The organism is Blautia ammoniilytica (assembly GCF_025566965.1).
Lineage (GTDB): Bacteria > Bacillota > Clostridia > Lachnospirales > Lachnospiraceae > Blautia_A > Blautia_A ammoniilytica.
The window spans coordinates 56660-77480 of record NZ_JAOQJL010000004.1 but is presented as its reverse complement, the minus strand read 5'-3'; the positions used below and the strand labels follow the sequence as shown (position 1 = coordinate 77480).

Here is a 20821-nt window from a genome sequence, read left to right as displayed (position 1 = left end):
GCTCAGGCATGGGCATCTATTGAAAATTGTAACAGGAGGTTTTCTTTCTCATGGAGCTTAACTATTCTTCTGTGTCCCAGCTGATACAGGAAGCCATCAAAAATAAAGTCACCATTTCTTCCCTGGTATTAAACCAGCAGGCACAACAAATGGAACTTTCCCAGCAGAAACTTTATAAGAAAATGCTGAATAATTACCAGGTAATGAAATCCTGTATCACACCTGGCTGTGCCAAAGACCTGAGAAGTACCAGTGGTCTTACAGGAGGCGACGCCTGGAAAATGAAACGATCTGTAGAAAAAAAAGAGAACCTTACCGGTTCTCTGATTGGCGGTGCACTTTACCGTGCACTGGCTGTTTCTGAACTGAATGCTTCCATGGGCCGGATCGTGGCGGCCCCTACAGCCGGAAGTTGTGGGATTCTTCCAGCTGCTGTCCTGACTATGGAAGAAGAAAAACACCTGTCTGAAAAGCAGTGCGTTATGTCCCTTTTCACTGCTTCTGCCATAGGAATGGTAATTGCCAACAATGCTTCTCTGGCAGGAGCCAGAGGTGGCTGCCAGGCGGAGTGTGGTTCTGCATCTGCCATGGCCGCTGCCGCTATTGTAGAACTTGCCGGGGGAACACCGGAAATGGTAGGTTCTGCTGTCGCCATTGCCCTGAAAAACATTCTGGGCCTTGTATGTGACCCTGTAGCCGGTCTTGTAGAAATCCCCTGTATCAAACGGAATGCTTCCGGAGTTACCGGTGCTTTTACAGCTGCGGAACTGGCTCTTGCAGGGATCAAAAGTGCTATTCCTGCAGACGAAGTGATCTGGAGTATGAAAAAGATTGGCGACGTTATGCCTGCCGCCTTAAAAGAAACTGCTGATGGTGGTCTTGCAGCCACACCCACAGGCCGTAAACTGCATACACAGGTTTTCGGAGAATAGCTCCGGAGTTTCTTCGCTTTCTTTACGAATATAACACTTTACAAAAACGCCCCTATAACAGTCCAATCAGTAAAATCTACTGATTGCCACCGTATATAGGGGCATTTCATTATTTCTTATTCAGATACAGCGATCACAAACCGCTGATTCTTATTTCTTGTAGTTTACGATATCGCCAAACTCTGGTTTCAGAGAAGCACCGCCAACAAGACCACCATCAATGTCAGCCTGTGCAAACAGTTCAGGAGCTGTCTTTGCATTTACAGAACCGCCATACTGGATACGGATCTCAGCTGCAGTAGCCTCATCATAAATCTCAGCGATGCATGCACGGATGCCAGCGCATACTTCCTGTGCCTGCTCTGTAGTAGCTGTCTTACCTGTCCCGATAGCCCAGATCGGCTCATAAGCGATCACAGCAGTCTTAGCCTGCTCCGCAGTCACACCCTGGAATCCAACCTTTACCTGCTGACGGATAAAGTCCATAGTCACACCCTGCTCTCTCTGTGTAAGAGTCTCGCCGCAGCACATGATCGGAGTGATACCGTGCTCGAATGCTTTCAGCATTTTCTTGTTTACAGTTTCGCTTGTCTCTGCGAAATACTCTCTTCTCTCAGAATGTCCAAGAACAACATATTTAACTCCGGCATCAACCAGCATGTTCGGGGAAATTTCGCCTGTGTAAGCACCTTTCTCCTCAAAATACATATTTTCAGCACCAACCTGGATGTTGGATCCTTTTGCAGCCTCAACTACAGGAAGGATATCGATTGCAGGTACGCAGAATACTACGTCTACCTCATCATTTACTACTAATGGCTTTAAAGTCTCTACTAATTTAACTGCCTCACTTGGAGTCATGTTCATCTTCCAGTTGCCGGCAATGATTTTCTTTCTAGACATTTTATATATCTCCTTTTGCACTCATTAAGTGCTTGTATTATTGGAATCACCATGTCCACAAAATTCAAGCTTCACCTTCGGTTCGCTTTCATTAAGTGTCCAGGTGGGCTTTCATACTAAATTCGGCCTGCACCTACGGCTTGCCCTCATTAAGTATTCAATGCCTATTTATCGTTAGCTGCAGCTACTCCAGGAAGCTCTTTGCCTTCCAGGAACTCAAGAGATGCACCGCCACCTGTGGAGATGTGTGTCATCTTATCGCCATATCCAAGGATATTAACTGCTGCTGCGGAATCACCGCCACCGATAATGGTTGTTGCATCTGTATCAGCCAGAGCCTTTGCAACAGCCTCAGTACCATGAGCAAAGTTCGGCATCTCAAAGCATCCCATCGGTCCGTTCCAAACAACTGTCTTAGCATCTTTTACAGCATCTGCGAACAGCTTCTCTGTCTCCGGTCCGATATCCATACCTTCCCATCCATCCGGGATCTCGCCACGTTTCACAACCTTGATATTGCAGTCATTAGAGAAAGCATCTCCAATTCTATTGTCTACAGGAAGAAGAAGCTTAACGCCTTTTTCTTCTGCTTTTTTCATCATATCCAGTGCATACTGAAGATAATCATCCTCGCAAAGGGAAGTTCCGATGTGTCCGCCCATTGCTTTAGAGAATGTGTAAGACATACCACCGCCGATGATCAGGGTATCTACCTTGTCAAGAAGGTTGTTGATAACGGAAATCTTGCTGGATACCTTAGCACCGCCAAGGATTGCAACAAACGGTCTGTTCGGGTTATTTACTGCATTGCCAAGGAAATCAATCTCTTTCTGCATTAAATATCCAACAACAGCTGTATCAACATATTTGGTAACACCTACGTTAGAGCAGTGTGCTCTGTGAGCTGTACCAAATGCATCGTTAACAAACACATCGCAAAGAGATGCAAGTTCCTTGCTGAACTCGTCACCATTCTTTGTCTCTTCTGCACGATAACGTGTATTCTCAAGAAGGATCACATCTCCGTCCTTCATAGCTTCTACTGCTGCTTTTGCATTTGGTCCTACTACTTCAGGATCTGCTGCAAATTTAACTTCCTGTCCCAGAAGCTCAGAAAGACGTACTGCAACCGGTGCAAGTGATAATTCTGGCTTCGGCTCTCCCTTCGGCTTACCCAGGTGGGAGCAAAGGATAACCTTTCCACCGTCAGCGATCAGCTTCTTGATTGTAGGAAGAGCTGCCACCAGACGGTTCTCGTCTGTGATCTTACCATCCTGAAGAGGTACATTAAAGTCGCATCTTACAAGGACTTTCTTGCCTTTTACGTTGATATCATCAACAGATTTCTTATTCAGCATCTTGTTATGCCTCCTTTTAACTTTATACAGACAAAAAGGCCCGGTCCTATACAGACCGGACCCTTCTCTGAGTCTATTTGTATGCTTTACAGCACTAAAACCCTACTCTGCCGGAAATTAAGCGTTCAGCAGTTTACCAAAATGTTTGATTGTACGAACCATCTGGCTTGTGTAGGAGTTCTCATTGTCATACCAGGAAACAACCTGAACCTCTGTTGTGCCATTCTCAAGTGGAAGAACCATTGTCTGAGTAGAATCAAACAGAGAACCAAATCTCATACCAACGATATCGCTGGATACGATCTCGTCCTCGTTGTATCCGAAGGACTCATTGGAAGCTGCTTTCATAGCTGCATTGATCTGATCCTTTGTTACATTTCCTTCAACAACTGCTGTAAGGATAGTAGTGGAACCTGTTGGGGTCGGTACACGCTGTGCGGAACCGATCAGTTTGCCGTTCAGCTCTGGGATAACCAGACCGATAGCTTTTGCAGCACCTGTGCTGTTCGGAACGATATTAACTGCAGCTGCACGGGATCTTCTCAGATCGCCTTTTCTCTGCGGTCCGTCAAGTGTCATCTGATCGCCTGTGTAAGCGTGGATTGTGCACATGATACCGGATTTGATCGGAGCAAGGTCATTTAATGCTTTAGCCATTGGAGCTAAGCAGTTTGTTGTACAGGAAGCTGCAGAAATGATGTGATCCTCTTTTGTAAGAGTCTCATGGTTTACATTGTAAACGATAGTCTTCAGATCGTTTCCAGCCGGAGCGGAAATGATAACATGCTTAGCACCAGCATCGATATGAGCCTGTGCTTTGTCTTTGGATGTATAGAAACCTGTGCACTCAAGAACAACGTCTACACCGATCTCTCCCCATGGAAGCTCAGCAGCGTTAGCTTTTGCATAGATTTTAATCTCTTTTCCGTCAACAGTGATGGAATCCTCGCCAGCTTTAACTGTATCTGCAAGAGCGTATCTTCCCTGTGTGGAATCATATTTTAATAAGTGAGCCAGCATCTTAGGAGATGTTAAATCGTTGATAGCAACGATTTCAAATCCCTCTGCTCCGAACATCTGACGGAATGCAAGACGACCAATACGTCCAAAACCGTTAATTGCAACTTTTACTGCCATGATAAATTCCTCCTATGAATTAAATGGTAAATTATGATGTACCTTTGTTAAAGAAACATCAACCTACGGCATATTGTACCTAATTCCAAACAAAAATTCAAGAGCATTTTAGAAAAAACCTTACAATCATCTGTAAAAACTTCCTAAACTTATGCTACAATAAAGAAGTATGTTCAAATGAAAGGAGTTTTCAGCCATGAAGAACCAGATCCTGTGGGACTGCCATATGCACTCTTCATTTTCTGCAGATTCAGAAACACCAATGGAGGACATGATCCAGGCAGCCATTTCCAGAAATCTTTCCGGCATCTGCTTTACAGAACACTTTGATCCGGACTATCCTGCTGATCCGGACGGCCTGACTTTTGACCTTGATATCCCGGCTTATCATGCCAGGCTGCATCACCTGAAAGAGAAATACAGCCAGGATCTGCAGATCCATTTTGGGATCGAGATCGGACTTCAGCCTCATCTGGCCCAGCAGTTCCGACAGCTTTTAGAAGATCATCCCTTTGATTTTGTGATCGGATCCTCCCATGTGGTACATGGTCAGGACCCATACTATCCGGAGTTTTATAAGGGACGTAAAGTTACCCGCTGCTATATGGAATACTTTGAATCTATCCTGGAGAATCTTTCTGTATTTGACCAGATGGATGTTTACGGCCATCTGGACTATATTGTCCGATACGGCCCAGGGCAAAATGCCTCCTACTCATATGGACGTTTTCAGGATATCCTGGATGAGATCCTGAAGCAGCTGATCCGCAGTCAGGTAGGACTTGAGCTTAATACTGGTGGCTATCATTATGGTCTTGGAGAGCCTAATCCATGCAGCCAGGTGATCCGGCGCTACCGTGAGCTTGGCGGAGAGATTGTTACCATCGGAGCTGATGCACATGATCCGTCCAAAGTAGCTTACGGCTTTGAAAAAGCCGCAGACCTTTTAGCAGACTGCGGCTTCACATATTACACTGTTTTTTGCGGACGAAAGCCTCAGTTCCTGAAGCTTTGATCGATTGATCAATCCCATTATTTCTGTATTTTCTCAAAGAGAAGGGAGAGAAAACCTCTTTCTTCTCTTTCTTCTCTTTCTTCAAGTTTTACGTAAAGTGTGTGGATCCATGCTGTGATCACGTCGATCAATACCGGTGAAAATGTCATCAGGATAAACACAAGGATAATCATACCAAACTCCAATGCACCCAGGGCAAGAAGCTTCTGCAGGATCACCGCAGCTGCAAAAAAGATAAACTGCATACCGTAAATGATCACTTTACGGTACCGGTTCAACGGTGCATAAACCGTCTTCAGCGCTGCCATATAATTCCATCCTGTAACAAGCACACAGGCTGTGTTCAGCATCTCATTAGAATGATATACATTCTGGCATACAAGCATAATAGTAAATACACAGCCTGTAATCGTAACTGCTGCCGGAAAGGCATTCATAAATACATACCGTAGAAAGCCCTGCTGGATCCTGTTAAAATTATTTTCCTGTGCAAGCAGGAACGTAGGGATCCCCACGGCGCAGGTGCTGATCAGAGACATCTGAATTGGTTCAAAAGGATAAGCATCCCCCCAGAAAATTGTGATCAGGCAAAGCAGCACCGAAAAAATCGTCTTGATCAGAAACATGGATGCTGCTGTACGAATATTATTTACCACACGCCTTCCCTGGTTCACAATATCCGGCATAGCAGAAAAATTAGAATCCAGAAGCACTATATTTGCAATATTCTTAGCAGCATCACTACCCTCTGCCATTGCTACACTACAGTCAGCCTCTTTCAGGGCAAGTACATCATTCACACCATCCCCGGTCATAGCTACTGTATGCGCCTGTTTCTTCAAGGCCAGCACCATTTCTTTTTTCTGCTGGGGTGTTACCCTTCCAAATACAGAACACTCTGCCACTGCCTTTTCCATCTGCTCCGGTGTGGTGATCGTAGTAGCATCTATATAATGATCCGCATCCTTAAGTCCTGCCTTTCTTGCAATGGCAGCAACCGTAACCGGATCATCTCCTGAAATCACCTTAAGATCCACACCCTGGCTGTCAAAAAATGCCAGCGTTTCTGGTGCATCCTCACGGATCACATCTGTAAGAAGAAAAAGTGCCAAAGGCTTCAGATCTTTTGGAAGCTCTGTACCTGTGCTTTCCTCTTTGCTGGCTGCAAGCACCAGCACTCTAAGACCCTGTGCACCATAAACTGCACAGACATCCAGAAGCGGCTGATTTCCTTCTGGAAACAAAAACTGTGCTGCTCCCATCAAATATGTGCCTTCTCCTTCAAATACAGCACCACTATATTTCCTGTCTGAGGAAAAAGGAATCACATGGGAAACCTTCAAATCATTCTTCTTTGTAAAGTAATGATTTAAGGCCTCAGCTGTAGCATTTTTATCTTTCAGCACATAAAGCAGATTACCCATGATATGGCGGATCTCTTCCTGGCTTTCTTCTGAGTCTTCAGCTGTTTCTGGATTTGACAGCTGAACCACAGGCTGCTCTGCATCTGCTTCAACTATATTGGTTTCAGCTGTATCTATTTCAACTGGAATTGCATTGGCTGTATCTGCCACAGCAACAGGCAGGGCAGGCAAAACTTCTTCTGTCTTCCCGGTATCTTCAGTCCGTTTTAAAACCATCTTATAAGAAACCACTTCCTGTACCTTCATAGAACCGGAGGTGATGGTGCCTGTCTTATCCAAGCACAAGGTATCTACCCTGGCAAGCGTCTCAATACAATACAATTCCTGCACCAATGTATTCTTCCTGGTAAGGTTCAATGCTCCCAAAGTCAATGCCACACTGGTAAGCAGAACAAGCCCTTCCGGGATCATCCCAAGAACTGCAGAAGCCATATTTACCACTGCATCCCGGATATTATCACCTGCTATATAATACTGCTTGTAAAACAGCAGCATTCCCATAGGTACAATAATAATACTGATCACCTTCAGGATCGCATTCAGGGAATTACGCAGTTCAGAATTATGCCTTTTAAACTCCTTTGCTTCACTGGTGATCTGTGACGCATAATTGTCTTTCCCTACATGAACAATCTGACAGCAAGCCTCTCCTGCTGTGACAAAGCTTCCGGAAAAAAGATCGTCCCCAGGATTCTTGGTCAGATTGTCTGCCTCACCTGTAAGGAGAGATTCATTTACCTCAATACTTCCCTCAAGCACTCTGGCATCCGCTGGGATCTGATCCCCGGTCTTCAGAAACAGAATGTCATCCAGAACAAGCTGATCTGTAGGAACACTCCACTTCTGTCCTTCCCGCAGCACCACTGCTTTGCTCTCAGTAAGGATTGCCAGCTTGTCCAGGGTCTTCTTTGCACGGATCTCCTGAGCGATACCGATCACTGTATTGACAATGATGATCCCGACGAACATGGAATTCTTATATGATCCCACTAAAAGAACCAGGACAAGAAGCACCAGATTGAGAAAGTTGAAAAATGTCAGCGTATTCTCCCGGATAATCTGCTTATATGTCCTGGTATTAGGATTCTCATTTGCATTTACTTTGCCTGCATCGATTCGTTCCTGAACCTGTTGATTTGTAAGTCCTGTCATCGTTATTTTCCTTTTTCGTAACTGTTTCACACACTGGCATCTGCAATGCAAAAACTTTCCAGATCACCTGAATGAATACTGCCTGCAAAACAGTTACCCTTTTTCTTTTTATCTCTTTTGCCTCGAATTTAAGATGAATCTTCTCACTTCAAGTCGAGCAGTTACTCAACACCTGAAAGAGGTGGGAGTCTTCTCGACTGAGATAGACTATAACGACTGCAGCCTCACCTGTATCTTGGGCCTGGGAAGAGATTAATACTCCTCTTCCTCAGCCTCTTCTCCCTCATGGATATCACTCTTTGGCTTCTTTAATCCTTCGATCTTGATGCCATGCTTCTGTGAATAATCCCATAATGCAGCATGGATGGCTTCCTCAGCCAAAAGGGAACAGTGTACCTTTACTGGCGGAAGTCCGTCAAGTGCTTCCATAACCGCCTTATTGGTAACTTCCATGGCTTCTTCGATGGTCTTGCCTTTTACCATCTCAGTTGCCATACTGCTGGTCGCTACTGCAGCACCACAGCCAAAGGTCTTGAATTTGCAGTCCTTTATAATATGTGTATTCTCATCAATGTCCAGAAAGATTCTCATAATGTCGCCACATTTAGCATTGCCAACTGTACCAACACCGCTTGCGTTCTCAATCTCTCCCACATTTCTGGGATGCTGAAAATGATCCATTACTTTATCACTATACATGTTTTTTTCCTCCTGACAAGTGCTTTTACACTTTTTTTAGATTTAGCTTCTTTATTTGTTCTGTTTTTTTATGAAATCTTCATATAATGGAGACATGCTTCTTAAGTTCGCCACAATATCCTTTAACTTATCCACAACAAAATCTGCATCTTCCATGGTAGTCTCTTCGCTTAAGGTGAGACGGAGGGAACCGTGTGCGATCTCATGAGGCAGTCCGATTGCCAGAAGTACATGGGAAGGATCCAGGGATCCGGATGTACAGGCAGAACCGCTGGATGCACAGATACCAAAGCTGTCCAGCATCAGAAGCATAGACTCTCCTTCCACAAACTGGAAGCTTACGTTTACATTGTTTGGAAGTCTCTTCTTTGGATGTCCGTTTAATTTTACATATGGGATTTCACTGGTGATCCGGCTAATCAGATGATCTCTCACCAGGACCTCTTTTGCAGTACGGTCAGCCATGGAATGCATTGCACGCTCTGCTGCCACACCAAACCCAACAATACCCGGCACATTCTCAGTACCTGCACGGCGCTTTCTCTCCTGAGCTCCGCCATGTACAAAGCTGCGGATCTTAACGCCTTTACGGATGTACAGGAAACCGATGCCCTTTGGTCCATTCAGCTTATGGCCGCTGGAACTAAGCATATCAATGCCAAGCTCATCCACATTGATGGGAACCTGACCAAATGCCTGTACTGCATCTGTATGGAAAAGAATGCCATGCTCTTTGGCGATCATTCCGATCTCCTTGATCGGCTGCAGTGTACCGATCTCATTATTTGCAAACATAACAGAAATCAGGATGGTCTCCGGTGTAATGGCCTTTTCCAGCTCATCAAGCTTTACAACTCCATTCTCATCCACATCAAGATAAGTGATCTTTGCCCCTCTTTCTTTTTCCAGGTATTCGCAGGTATGAAGAATCGCATGATGCTCGATCTTAGTAGTAATAATATGGTTGCCTTTTGACTTGTAAGCCTCAAAAGTTGCTTTTAATGCCCAGTTGTCAGCCTCAGAACCGCCTGCTGTGAAATAAATTTCCTCTTTTTGGGCACCAAGAACATTTGCGATCTGCTCTCTGCCCTTTGTCACAGCATCTTTGCTTTTTCCGGCAAAATCATATACACTGGAGGGATTTCCATACATTTCTGTAAAATAAGGAAGCATTGCTTCCACAACCTCCGGTGCCGTCTTTGTTGTTGCTGCATTGTCCAGATATATCATTTTTCCCATTTCTATGTCCTCCTGTCATAGTAAAGCAGACTCCTTGCTACTGCTTTACAGAATGAAGATACTACCTACTGAATAGTTACTATCACTCTTCGTTTTTTGTACGGCTGTTAGGGCAGATCACTCCATTGCCTCTTTGCTGTCCCTGATTCTTTTCCTGCACTTTAATACTTTCGCAGATCAGTTCTCCCAGGGTCATTGTATCCACAGCCTGTGTAATACTGTCGTTTATACGTTTCCATACGTATTTGGCAACGCAAAGATCAGCGCCTGTGCATCCTCCGCTGTCTTCGTTGCCGGCACACTCCACAGCCTCCAGACTGCCTTCCAGCACTCTTAAAACGTCTCCCACAGAAATCTCACCGGCCGGCATTGCCAGACGATATCCTCCGCAGGCTCCCCGGCTGCTCTTCACATAACCGGCTTTCTTAAGAAGTGCCATCAGCTGTTCCAGATATCCCATGGAAATCCCCTGTCTGTCGGCAATGCTCTGGAGAGATACGCTCTCTGCCTCACTGTACATGCCTAAATCAATCAACGCCCTGAGGCCATATCTTGCCCGTGTGGAAAATTTCATTTTATCGCCTCTTTTTAATTCCTAGTGTTTTCCTTGGATTTCACCTAACTTTACCAGATACATTTCGTTCTGTCAAGGTGCTTTTTAGAATATACTGATAAAAATTATATATTCAGGCGGTACGGTTATGTCAAAGGAACAATTTCTGAAAGGAACATTGATTCTTACCTGTACAGGGCTTCTTTGTCGGCTGGCTGGCTTCTTTTATAGAATATTCCTTTCACACACCATTGGTGCACAGGGTGTGGGGATTTATCAGCTTTCTCTCCCTCTTTCTGCTTTGCTGCTTGCAATGACCGCTTTTGGTATGCAGGCAGTAATCTCCCGGGGCTGCGCATCACTGCAAGCTCTTGGAAAGGATCAGCAGGCAAAAGATACCTTTCTCCTTGGAACAGGCATCTGTATGTTTTTGTCTGTTGGTATTTCATTTATTTTATATAAAAATGCAGTTTTTATTGCAGTCCGGATTCTGAAAGAGCCGGCCACCCTTCCCTTGATTTGTCTTATGTCTTTTTGTTTTCCTCTCAGTGCGCTACATACCTGTGTCAGCAGTTACTATTATTCCATGAAGCAGGCCCTAACGCCTTCCTGCATACAGTTATTTGAACAGGCAGTGCGTATTGGCAGCTCTTACCTGGTCTATCTGATCCTTCTGTCAGAAAAAAAGCCGGTTACACCGCTTCTTGCCGGCATTGGTGCCCTTTGCGGAGAGATTGCTGCCTGCCTTTCATCCCTTCTTACCCTTGGGATTCATTTTCAAAAAACTTCCTATAAAATCAGATTCATCCATAAACCCTTTGCATCCATCTGCCGGCTTTTTTGGGAATCGGTTCCTCATACCCTGAATAAAGTATTGCTCACCTTACTTGGCAGTATTGAAGTGGTGCTGATCCCCGGACAGCTACAGGCATATGGTCTGTCCCGTACAGACGCTCTTGGGGTCTATGGAGTCTTTACAGGCATGACCCTGCCGCTTCTTCTTTTTCCTTCCGCCCTTACCACCTCCGCAGCAGTTATGCTTATGCCTTCTATTGCTCAGCTTCAGGCACTTGGAAACAGAAAAAGGATTTCCTATGTGGTCCGCAGTTCCTGCATGGGCTGTCTTTTTCTTGGATGTATCTGTGCCCTGTTTTTTCTTTTTTTCGGTCACTTTGCAGGTGTTTTTCTTTTTAACAGCATTACTGCCGGAAACTATATTACCTCCCTGGCTTTTATCTGCCCATTTCTGTATATGAATACCGCCATGGTCAGTATACTAAATGGCCTTGGAAAAGCTTCCCGCTGTCTGTTCCACAACATGTCCGGAGCTCTTCTTCGGATCCTGTTTGTAATCTTTGCCATTCCCGCTATGGGAATCCGAGGCTATTTTTATGGTATGCTGTCTGGTGAACTGCTTCTTTCTCTGCTGCATCTTATTGCCCTGATCCGGTATTTTACTCATCTGCAACAAGCATCTGCTTCAAGACTACAATAACTTTTTCTTATATACTGTGATAATTTTTCTATCGACATTCTCAAAAACTTGTTCTATAATAAAAAACTAATAGCAAATGCAAAGGAGAAAGAAAATGGGTTTTGAATTCATCAAAAAATTACCTACACCAGACGAAATCCGCAATCAATACCCGATTGATGCAAAGATCAAAGCTCTTAAAGAGAAACGTGACAGTGAGATCCGTGATATATTAACTGGAAAATCCGATAAGTTTCTTGCCATCATCGGTCCCTGCTCTGCTGACAATGAAGATGCTGTATGTGATTACCTGTTAAGACTTCGTAAGGTTCAGGAGAAAATTGAAGATAAAGTTTTAATTATTCCAAGAGTTTATACTAATAAACCACGTACAACAGGCGAAGGCTACAAAGGAATGGTTCATCAGCCAGATCCTGAGAAGAAGCCAAACATGCTTGCCGGACTGATCGCCATCCGTAAAATGCATATACATGCCATTCAGGAAAGTGGATTTACCTGTGCTGACGAAATGCTTTATCCTGAAAACTGGCGTTATCTTTCCGATATTCTTTCTTACGTAGCCGTAGGTGCCCGCTCTGTAGAAGACCAGCAGCACCGCCTTACTGTAAGCGGCATGGATATCCCTGCCGGTATGAAGAATCCTACTAGCGGTGATTTCAGCGTTATGCTTAATTCTGTTGTTGCAGCCCAGGGAAGCCACCGTTTTATCTACCGCGGCTGGGAAGTAGAAACATCGGGGAACGAATATGCACATACGATTCTTCGCGGTGCTGTAAATAAACATGGAGAAGCCATTCCCAATTATCATTATGAGGATCTGCGCCTTCTCTACGAAAAATATTCAGCAAAAGATCTGAAAAATATGGCGACTATTGTAGATACCAACCACTCCAATTCCAACAAACAATACGAACAGCAAGTTCGTATTGCAAGAGAAGTGCTTCATAGCCGCGCTGTGGATTCTGATATCCACAAGCTTGTAAAAGGTCTTATGATTGAAAGCTACATTGAACCTGGCAACCAGAAGATTGGCTGTGCACCTCATATCTACGGCAAATCCATTACAGATGCATGCCTTGGATGGGAAGAATCTGAAAAACTGTTATACACCATTGCTGAATTGTGCTGATGTTACAATAAAAGCCCGCCTCAGATCAGTGTCTGGGGTGGGCTTTCATATATACATCCCGCATGCGGTTCATATTCATACTTAAGTATATCTGGGTTGTGGAAATATCCGAATGTCCAAGCATTTCCTGTACGCTTTTAATATCTGCTCCATTTTGCAGCATATGTACTGCAAAAGAATGGCGCAAGGTATGCGGTGTAATATCCCGCTTGATTCCGGCAGCGTCTGCATATCCTTTCAGTACCTTCCAGAACCCCTGTCTGCTCATTGCTTTCCCGGAGCAGTTGGTGAACAAAGTCTTCTCTTTACTGTCCTTAACAAAAGTATCTCTTGCCTTGTCCATATACAGGATCAAGGCATCCCGACTCACATTGCCAATGGGAATGATCCTTTCTTTCTCATGTTCCTTGCAGGTCACATATCCTAATTGGAGATTCACCTCATCTACCTGCAAATGAATCAGTTCGCTGACTCTCATACCAGTAGCATACAATAACTCCAGCATGGCTTTATCCCGGATCCCTTTAGGTGTATTCAGATCTGGCTGCAGAAGCAGAAGATCAACTTCCTGAATGGATAATATCTCCGGCATTTTCTTCTCTACTTTAGGTGGCCTCAGATTATCTGACGGATCCTTTTCCATACCGTTGACTTTCATCTGATACTGAAAAAAAGCACGGATGGACGCTACACTTCTGGATATGGTAGAAGACGCAAATTCTCCACGCTCCATATAATCCAAATATCCCTCCAGATCAAGTTCCCGCACAGCCTTTGCTTCACGGATCCCTCGGTCTTCCAGAAACCTGGCCATTTTTCTTAAATCCCGCTCATAGGAAATCTCCGTATTGCTGGATGACTTCTTTGTTTCATGCAGATAACTAATGAAATCATGTATCTCTCTTTCCATTTTCTCTTCTTCCTGTCACGTTCAATACTTGTCATTCATACTCCCCATTCTGAATAACAAAAAATGTAACTGTATTATACTTTGAAATTAACATAAAATCAAACCCTTTTTTTCTCTGAAATACTGATAAGTTGGGGCTTTCCGCATTTTTATACAAAATGTCGACTTTTTTATGGTAACTTACACCACATATGGTGTAAATACATTCAAAATATTTTTAAAGTCATCAAAATTTTTTCTGTTATCCATGGATTTACATAGGCTTCCAACAGCATTCCGAAGAAATAAATGCCCCCTGTCCAAACTGTCTTCCAGGAATATCCAGCTGCTTTGTCCGGAAAAATCCCTTGATTTTTCCACATGCTTATGGATTGTTTAAAAACCATGTCCAGAAGCATAAACAGGGCAGGCAGATAGATCAGATACTGTGGAAAAAGGAGGGCAATTCCTGCTGCCGCACCTGCCAGACCAAACTGAAGGATACATACGGTCAGCACTGCACCAATCCCAAAGCCTGCTGCAATCACAGTTCCAACTGATAATGGCACACCGAAAACAGTAAATCCGCACACTGCACATAATATAAAAAAGCTTCCCCTGCTTTTCAATATTTCTCCAAGAAGTCCGGTTCCAGCCAGCTCCTGTCCTGAAAAAGAGCTAAGCAGGTACATAGCAGCTACTGTTTTCTGCTGCCATTTCATTTTCCACATAATATTGGGAAGAATGGTACCTGCAAAAAAGCCACAAAAAAATAAAGCTGACCAGGGAAAAAATTCCTTTCCTTTTATTCTGCCTTCCTTTTTCCCCATATCCTTCTCCTGTCTTTTTATGATGTAACTGTCTGTCACAGCAGCATCTTTTTCTCTTTTCCATCTTACGCTTCCCATATAGAATTTATGCAGTTCTCATTACCGAAACACTGTAATCATTTATATATTTTTTCACACAAAAACAGGAACCGTTTTCCTTTGGTTTCCCTTGGGAATAACGATTCCTGTATCTTATCTTCCTGAATGACAGCTTGGATTATTTAGCATAATCCACAGCACGGCTTTCTCTGATCACATTAACTTTTATCTGGCCTGGATATTCAAGCTCTGCCTCAATCTGCTTGGCAATATCTCTTGCCAGGAGAACCATATCAGCATCTGTAACATGATCTGGAACAACCATAACACGGATCTCACGACCTGCCTGAATTGCAAAGGATTTCTCCACCCCTTTAAACTGGTTGGTAATATCCTCCAGCTGTTTCAGACGGTTGGTATATGTTTCCAGTGTCTCTCTACGAGCACCAGGACGGGCTGCAGAAATAGCATCTGCTGCCTGTACAATGCAGGCGATCAATGACTCTGGTTCTACATCTCCGTGATGAGCAGCCACTGCATTAATAACAATTGCAGATTCTTTATATTTCTTGCAAAGATCTACACCAATCTGAATATGTGAGCCTTCTACTTCATGGTCAATGGACTTACCAATATCATGCAGAAGTCCGGCACGTTTGGCAATACGCACATCAGCACCAACTTCACCAGCCAGAAGTCCGGATAACTGTGCCACTTCAATGGAATGCTTCAATGCATTCTGTCCATAGCTGGAACGGAATTTCATCCTTCCCAGAAGCTTCAAAAGTTCTGGATGAATACCATGTACACCCACATCCATAGCAGCAGTCTCCCCATCCTCACGGATCTGGGCTTCCACTTCTTTCTGTGCCTTCTCAACCATTTCCTCGATCCTGGCCGGATGGATCCTGCCATCAACGATCAGTTTCTCAAGTGCAACTCTGGCGATCTCACGACGGATCGGATCAAAAGCAGAAAGAACAACTGCTTCCGGTGTATCATCAATGATCAGATCTACACCTGTAAGGGTCTCCAATGTACGGATATTACGTCCTTCACGGCCGATAATACGCCCTTTCATCTCATCGCTTGGAAGCTGCACAACAGAAATCGTTGCTTCTGCTACATGGTCAACTGCACATTTCTGAATGGCATTTACCACATACTCCTTGGCTTTCTTGCCGGCTTCTTCTTTTGCCCTGTTCTCCAGTTCTTTGTAAAGCCTTGCAACATCAACCTTCACATCATCTTCCACAGATCTGAGCAGCTCTTCCTTGGCTTGTTCTGAAGTCAGTCCTGAAACTCGTTCCAGTTCCTGTACTCCCTTCTGCTCAAGTTCGTCCACCCGTTTTTCTTTCTTCTGTAATTCAGCATATCTCGCTGTGCACTCTGCCTCACGCTTCTCAACTGCATCCGCTTTCTTATCTACGGCCTCTTCCTTTGATAAGACACGTTTCTCATACTTCTGCAGTTCATTTCTTCGTTCCTTGGTTTCTTTCTCCAGTTCATTTTTTGTACGGAGAGATTCTTCCTTCACTTCCAACAAAGTTTCCCGTTTTTTCGTTTCTGCTGTCTTCAAAGCTTCATCTATGATGCCTCTGGCTTTGTCTTCTGCCGATCCAACAGTTTCTGCGTCTTTTTTTACTTTATTTGCCACAGCAACTTTAGTAGTAATAGGAACTGCAATAAGTAGCGCGACTACCACAGCGACAAATGCAACAATAATTGTGCTTGTCACAGGAGCACCTCCTTATTCGGTTTTCATTGTACAATTACAACAATATAAGTTTATATGTTTTTGATAATTATGTCAAGTTTTTCTACAGAAAAATGAAATTTATATTTTGGTAGGAAGAATCCCACAGTTATTTGCAGAACGATGTATTAGATTCCATCTGGATCTGCAGTTCCTCCAGCACATGGGAAATATCACTATAGCCAAAGCCTCTTCGCAGCAGGAATCCCTGAAGGCGGCGCATCCCCTTTTCGTCCAGGACTGTGCCTGGCTGGCATTTCTTAAGGACAGCCTCCTTAAGGATCTTCTGTTCATCCGGCTGGGTATACTCTGATACCTGCTCCCAGGCAGTCTGAGCAGTCTCCTTGTCCACACCCTTTTGAAGCAGTTCCTGAAGGATCTTGCGCCTGCTCTTAGACTGGATTCTGTATGCAATATAATTCTCCGCATACCTGCCATCATCCACATATCCAAAAGAGCTTACATAAGCCACTGCATCCTCCACTGCCTCTGCACAAAAGCCTGCCTGACGCAAACGGTCAGACAGGCCTTTCTCTGTACGGTCCATATGCTCAAGAAGGAGCAAAGCCTTCCTGCGGGCCGCCTGTTGTTCTTCTCTTGTAAGTCCCATGGATCAGGCCTCATCCTCTGGGGAAGCTGCTGCATCTGCCTGCGCATTGTCCTGGGCAGATACTGTCTCTTCTTCCTCAGGGAGCAGATGGTAATGGATCCTTACCTTCTTCTCAATCTCATCACGAATATCTGTATGCTCTTTCAGATAGGCTTTGGCATTCTCCCGGCCCTGTCCGATCTTATTGCCATTATAAGCATACCAAGCACCACTCTTATTAACAATGGAACAGTCTGCTGCCAGATCCAGGATGTCTGCCTCTCTGGAAATACCTGTACCAAACATGATATCAAACTCTGCCTGCTTAAATGGCGGTGCAACCTTGTTCTTCACCACCTTGATCTTGGTGTGATTGCCAACCATCTCTCCGCCCTGCTTCAGAGTCTCTACACGACGTACATCCAGACGTACAGAAGAATAAAACTTCAGCGCACGGCCACCGGTGGTAGTCTCCGGATTACCGAACATAACACCTACCTTCTCACGAAGCTGGTTGATAAAGATCACTACGCAGTTGGACTTACTAATAATAGCTGTAAGCTTCCTCAGAGCCTGGGACATCAGTCTCGCCTGAAGCCCCACATGACTGTCACCCATATCTCCATCAATCTCAGCCTTAGGTACCAGTGCAGCAACAGAGTCTACGATCACAATATCCACAGCTCCGGAGCGTACCATCGTCTCAGTGATCTCCAATGCCTGCTCACCATTATCTGGCTGTGAAATATAAAGATTGTCAATATCAACACCTATATTCTTCGCATAAACAGGATCCAGTGCATGCTCTGCATCAATAAAGCCGGCAATCCCGCCACGCTTCTGAACCTCTGCTACCATATGTAATGCTACGGTAGTCTTACCACTGGACTCAGGTCCATAAATCTCTATGATACGTCCCTTGGGTACGCCGCCTACTCCCAATGCAATATCCAGACTAAGGGATCCTGTAGGAACCGCCTCCACCTGCATACTGGCACCTGACTCGCCAAGCTTCATCACAGATCCTTTTCCATATTGCTTCTCTATCTGCCCCAGAGCAGCCTCCAGGGCTTTTTGCTTTTCTTCATTTATCATTCTATGGCAGTCTCCTTATTCTTGTATTTTTCATAATGCGAACCTATGTTCGTGTTTTCTGCTACCATAGTATAATAAATCTGTGTTTCTGTCAAGTCTTTCCTGCAAATAAGAATGGATTATCTTTCGACAAAATATGACAGGATCAGCCAATCAGCCAATTGTACATCTCTTCATATTGCCGTGCAGAATTACCCCAGGAGAAATCCTGTGCCATAGCTCTGTCGATCATCTTATTCCATTCACGCTTCTTATCATAGTAGATACGCTCTGCATAACGAATGGTACTAAGCATCTCGTGTGCATTGTAATTACAGAACGAAAATCCTGTACCAGTGCCTTCAAACTCATTATAAGGCTCTACCGTGTCCTTCAGTCCCCCTGTCTCCCTGACGATAGGAAGAGTACCATAACGAAGGCTCATCAGCTGACTCAATCCGCATGGTTCAAACAGGGACGGCATCAAAAATGCATCAGCTGCTCCGTAAATGCGGTGGGACATACCCTCATCATAATAAATCTGTGCAGATACCTTGCCATGATATTTCCAGTCAAAATGACGGAACATATTCTCATAACGTTCCTCACCTGTACCAAGCGCAACGATCTGTACTGCATCCTGGCAAAGTTCATCCATAATATATGCGATCAGGTCGAAGCCCTTCTGGTCTGTCAGTCTTGAAACAATACCGATCATCATAGTTTTCGGATCCTGATCCAGTCCCAGATCCTTCTGCAGCTGGATCTTATTCTTGATCTTCTCTTTACGGAATGTAGTTGCATTGTACTTGGAAGAAAGGAAAATATCTGTATCCGGATTGAAATCATTGTAGTCGATACCATTTACAATGCCCCGAAGGCTTTCGGAACGTGCACGCAGCAGCCCATCCAGACCCTCCCCGTAAAACGGAGTCTTGATCTCCTCAGCATAAGTACGGCTAACAGTAGTCACTGCATCTGCAAATACAATACCACCCTTCAGGAAATTAGCATCTTTATATGCTTCCAGCTTGTCCGGAACAAAATAGTAATCAGACAGCCCGGTAATTTCTTTGATGGTCTTTACATCATACACACCCTGGAATTTCAGATTGTGTATAGTCATAACTGTCTTGATTCCCCAGAAAAATTCATTCTGCTGGAAGCTGTCATGCAGATAAACCGGCACCAGGCCTGTCTGCCAGTCATGACAGTGGATCACATCCGGTCTGAATCCGATCACAGGAAGAACAGAAAGTACTGCCTTGGAAAAGAATGCGAACTTCTCCAAATCCCATGGTACAGTATCATAAGGCTTCGGACCACTGAAGTAATATTCATTGTCAATGAAATAGAACTGAATCCCGTCATATTCCATCCTGAGAATTCCAACATAACAGTTCTTATATCCCAGATCCATATAAAAATGGGTAACATATTCCATTTTATCTTTCCATTCCTGCCGCATGCAGGCATATTTCGGCAATATTACCCGAATGTCAAAATATCTCTTATCAAAGCACTTCGGCAGAGATCCGACTACATCTGCCAGTCCTCCTGTTTTAATAAAAGGCACTGCCTCAGACGCTGCAAAAAGTATATTCTTCATCCGTAAATTCCCTCCTTGGTATGGATTCACTGCATTCTCCTTCTATGTCCGGAGAACCGTATTACTGCCTTTATTATACTCTATATCCTTTCTAATGGAAAGAGCGATTTTTATATTCAAGTCTTATTTTGTCTGCGATCAGAGCAATAAATTCTGAATTGGTAGGCTTTCCTTTTCCTGTACTTACCGTATATCCAAACAGTGCATCTATGGTATCCATTTTTCCTCTACTCCATGCTACTTCAATAGCGTGGCGGATTGCTCTTTCTACTCTGCTTGGAGTGGTCTGGTGTCTTTTTGCTATAGTAGGATACAGGATCTTTGTAATGGAATTCAGCATTTCCATATCATTCACAGACAGGATGATGGCATCTCTTAGATACTGATATCCTTTGATGTGTGCCGGTACACCGATCTCATGAATCACATTTGTTACATCCCGTTCCAGATCACCCTGTGAAAAGCAGCCACCCTCTTCACTTTTTCCCTGTCTTGAAATTTCTTTTCTTCTTCTGTCACCCAGATGCCTTGCATGCTTGATCCTATTCAGCAGCATCTGATTGTCAAAAGGCTTTAACATATAATATTCAGCCCCAAGATTAAAAGCATCCTCTGTGATCCGTTCCTGCCCTACTGCCGAAACTACAATAAACGCAGGAATCTTTTTCAGCACACTGCTATGTACACATCTTTCCATTACGGAAAGTCCGTCCATCTTAGGCATAATAATGTCCAGGATCACCACATCCGGCTGCTTCTCTCTGATAATGTTACAGATTTCTTCTCCATTGTGTGCTTTTCCTACCAGTGAAAGCTCTTTGTCTTCCTCAATCATACGTCCCAGTACTTCTGTCATTTTCTCGTTATCATCCGCAATAGCCACATTTAACTTTTCCATGAGGCATCTCTCCTCCTAACCTGTTACCTCTTTTTACTAGATTAACAGTTGCTATTATAGTGGAATCCAAATGGGGAAATCAAGCCGAAAGTGTCGGTTTC

The 20821-nt window shown here is 44.2% G+C and carries 18 protein-coding genes; 4 read left to right on the top strand and 14 right to left on the bottom strand.

The features are described 5' to 3' along the window. The first annotated feature begins 50 nt into the window (after window positions 1-50). Window positions 51-932: an L-serine ammonia-lyase, iron-sulfur-dependent, subunit alpha gene (sdaAA, locus tag OCV61_RS03035; protein WP_158420615.1), complete on the top strand. Its 882-nt coding sequence runs from the start codon at window positions 51-53 to the stop codon at window positions 930-932. Window positions 933-1082: 150 nt separating this feature from the next. Here the strand turns inward: sdaAA and tpiA are convergent, their stop codons facing one another. The 3 genes from tpiA to gap form a co-directional block, all read right to left on the bottom strand. Beyond that, the gene (tpiA, locus tag OCV61_RS03030) at window positions 1083-1835 is read right to left on the bottom strand and encodes a triose-phosphate isomerase (protein ID WP_158420614.1); all 753 of its coding nucleotides are present in this window, start codon (window positions 1833-1835) and stop codon (window positions 1083-1085) included. A gap of 164 nt (window positions 1836-1999) precedes the next feature. Further along, window positions 2000-3193, bottom strand: a complete 1194-nt coding sequence (locus OCV61_RS03025) for a phosphoglycerate kinase (protein WP_158420613.1) — start codon at window positions 3191-3193, stop codon at window positions 2000-2002. A gap of 117 nt (window positions 3194-3310) precedes the next feature. Continuing rightward, the gene (gene gap, locus OCV61_RS03020) at window positions 3311-4330 is read right to left on the bottom strand and encodes a type I glyceraldehyde-3-phosphate dehydrogenase (RefSeq protein WP_158420612.1); all 1020 of its coding nucleotides are present in this window, start codon (window positions 4328-4330) and stop codon (window positions 3311-3313) included. Between the two features lie 196 nt (window positions 4331-4526). On the opposite strand from gap, the gene OCV61_RS03015 reads away from it, so the two are divergent. Beyond that, window positions 4527-5345, top strand: coding sequence for a histidinol-phosphatase HisJ family protein (locus OCV61_RS03015; protein WP_262582635.1), 819 nt, complete (start codon window positions 4527-4529; stop codon window positions 5343-5345). Window positions 5346-5362: 17 nt separating this feature from the next. Here the strand turns inward: OCV61_RS03015 and OCV61_RS03010 are convergent, their stop codons facing one another. The 4 genes from OCV61_RS03010 to OCV61_RS02995 form a co-directional block, all read right to left on the bottom strand. Further along, window positions 5363-7921: an HAD-IC family P-type ATPase gene (locus OCV61_RS03010; protein WP_158420611.1), complete on the bottom strand. Its 2559-nt coding sequence runs from the start codon at window positions 7919-7921 to the stop codon at window positions 5363-5365. 252 nt (window positions 7922-8173) lie between these two features. Further along, window positions 8174-8620, bottom strand: coding sequence for a Fe-S cluster assembly scaffold protein NifU (gene nifU / locus OCV61_RS03005; protein WP_158420610.1), 447 nt, complete (start codon window positions 8618-8620; stop codon window positions 8174-8176). Between the two features lie 51 nt (window positions 8621-8671). Continuing rightward, window positions 8672-9859 (bottom strand): cysteine desulfurase NifS, encoded by a 1188-nt coding sequence (gene nifS / locus OCV61_RS03000; RefSeq protein WP_158420609.1) that lies wholly within the window; start codon window positions 9857-9859, stop codon window positions 8672-8674. Between the two features lie 82 nt (window positions 9860-9941). Further along, complete coding sequence (locus OCV61_RS02995; RefSeq protein ID WP_158420608.1) at window positions 9942-10433, bottom strand: RrF2 family transcriptional regulator; 492 nt, start codon at window positions 10431-10433, stop codon at window positions 9942-9944. A 127-nt stretch (window positions 10434-10560) separates the two neighbouring features. On the opposite strand from OCV61_RS02995, the gene OCV61_RS02990 reads away from it, so the two are divergent. Both OCV61_RS02990 and OCV61_RS02985 read left to right on the top strand, forming a co-directional pair. Further along, a complete protein-coding gene (locus OCV61_RS02990) occupies window positions 10561-11907 on the top strand; it encodes an oligosaccharide flippase family protein (protein ID WP_158420607.1) in 1347 nt (448 codons plus the stop codon). Window positions 11908-12001: 94 nt separating this feature from the next. Then, complete coding sequence (locus OCV61_RS02985) at window positions 12002-13036, top strand: 3-deoxy-7-phosphoheptulonate synthase (RefSeq protein WP_158420606.1); 1035 nt, start codon at window positions 12002-12004, stop codon at window positions 13034-13036. Window positions 13037-13061: 25 nt separating this feature from the next. On the opposite strand, the gene xerD is transcribed toward OCV61_RS02985, so the two are convergent. The 7 genes from xerD to spo0A all read right to left on the bottom strand — a co-directional run bounded on the left by xerD (window position 13062) and on the right by spo0A (window position 20720). Then, entirely contained in the window at window positions 13062-13946 is an 885-nt protein-coding gene (gene xerD, locus OCV61_RS02980) for a site-specific tyrosine recombinase XerD (RefSeq protein WP_158420605.1), read from the bottom strand. 206 nt (window positions 13947-14152) lie between these two features. Then, window positions 14153-14755, bottom strand: a complete 603-nt coding sequence (locus tag OCV61_RS02975; protein WP_262582634.1) for a stage II sporulation protein M — start codon at window positions 14753-14755, stop codon at window positions 14153-14155. A 217-nt stretch (window positions 14756-14972) separates the two neighbouring features. Continuing rightward, window positions 14973-16499 carry a ribonuclease Y gene (gene rny / locus OCV61_RS02970; protein WP_416796970.1) on the bottom strand — a complete coding sequence of 509 codons (1527 nt, stop codon included), beginning with the start codon at window positions 16497-16499 and terminating at the stop codon, window positions 14973-14975. 160 nt (window positions 16500-16659) lie between these two features. Then, a complete protein-coding gene (locus tag OCV61_RS02965) occupies window positions 16660-17160 on the bottom strand; it encodes a regulatory protein RecX (RefSeq protein WP_158420602.1) in 501 nt (166 codons plus the stop codon). 3 nt (window positions 17161-17163) lie between these two features. Continuing rightward, a complete protein-coding gene (recA, locus tag OCV61_RS02960) occupies window positions 17164-18234 on the bottom strand; it encodes a recombinase RecA (RefSeq protein ID WP_158420601.1) in 1071 nt (356 codons plus the stop codon). A gap of 145 nt (window positions 18235-18379) precedes the next feature. Further along, entirely contained in the window at window positions 18380-19822 is a 1443-nt protein-coding gene (gene glgA, locus OCV61_RS02955) for a glycogen synthase GlgA (RefSeq protein WP_158420600.1), read from the bottom strand. 91 nt (window positions 19823-19913) lie between these two features. After that, complete coding sequence (gene spo0A / locus OCV61_RS02950; RefSeq protein ID WP_158420599.1) at window positions 19914-20720, bottom strand: sporulation transcription factor Spo0A; 807 nt, start codon at window positions 20718-20720, stop codon at window positions 19914-19916. Window positions 20721-20821 lie beyond the last annotated feature (101 nt).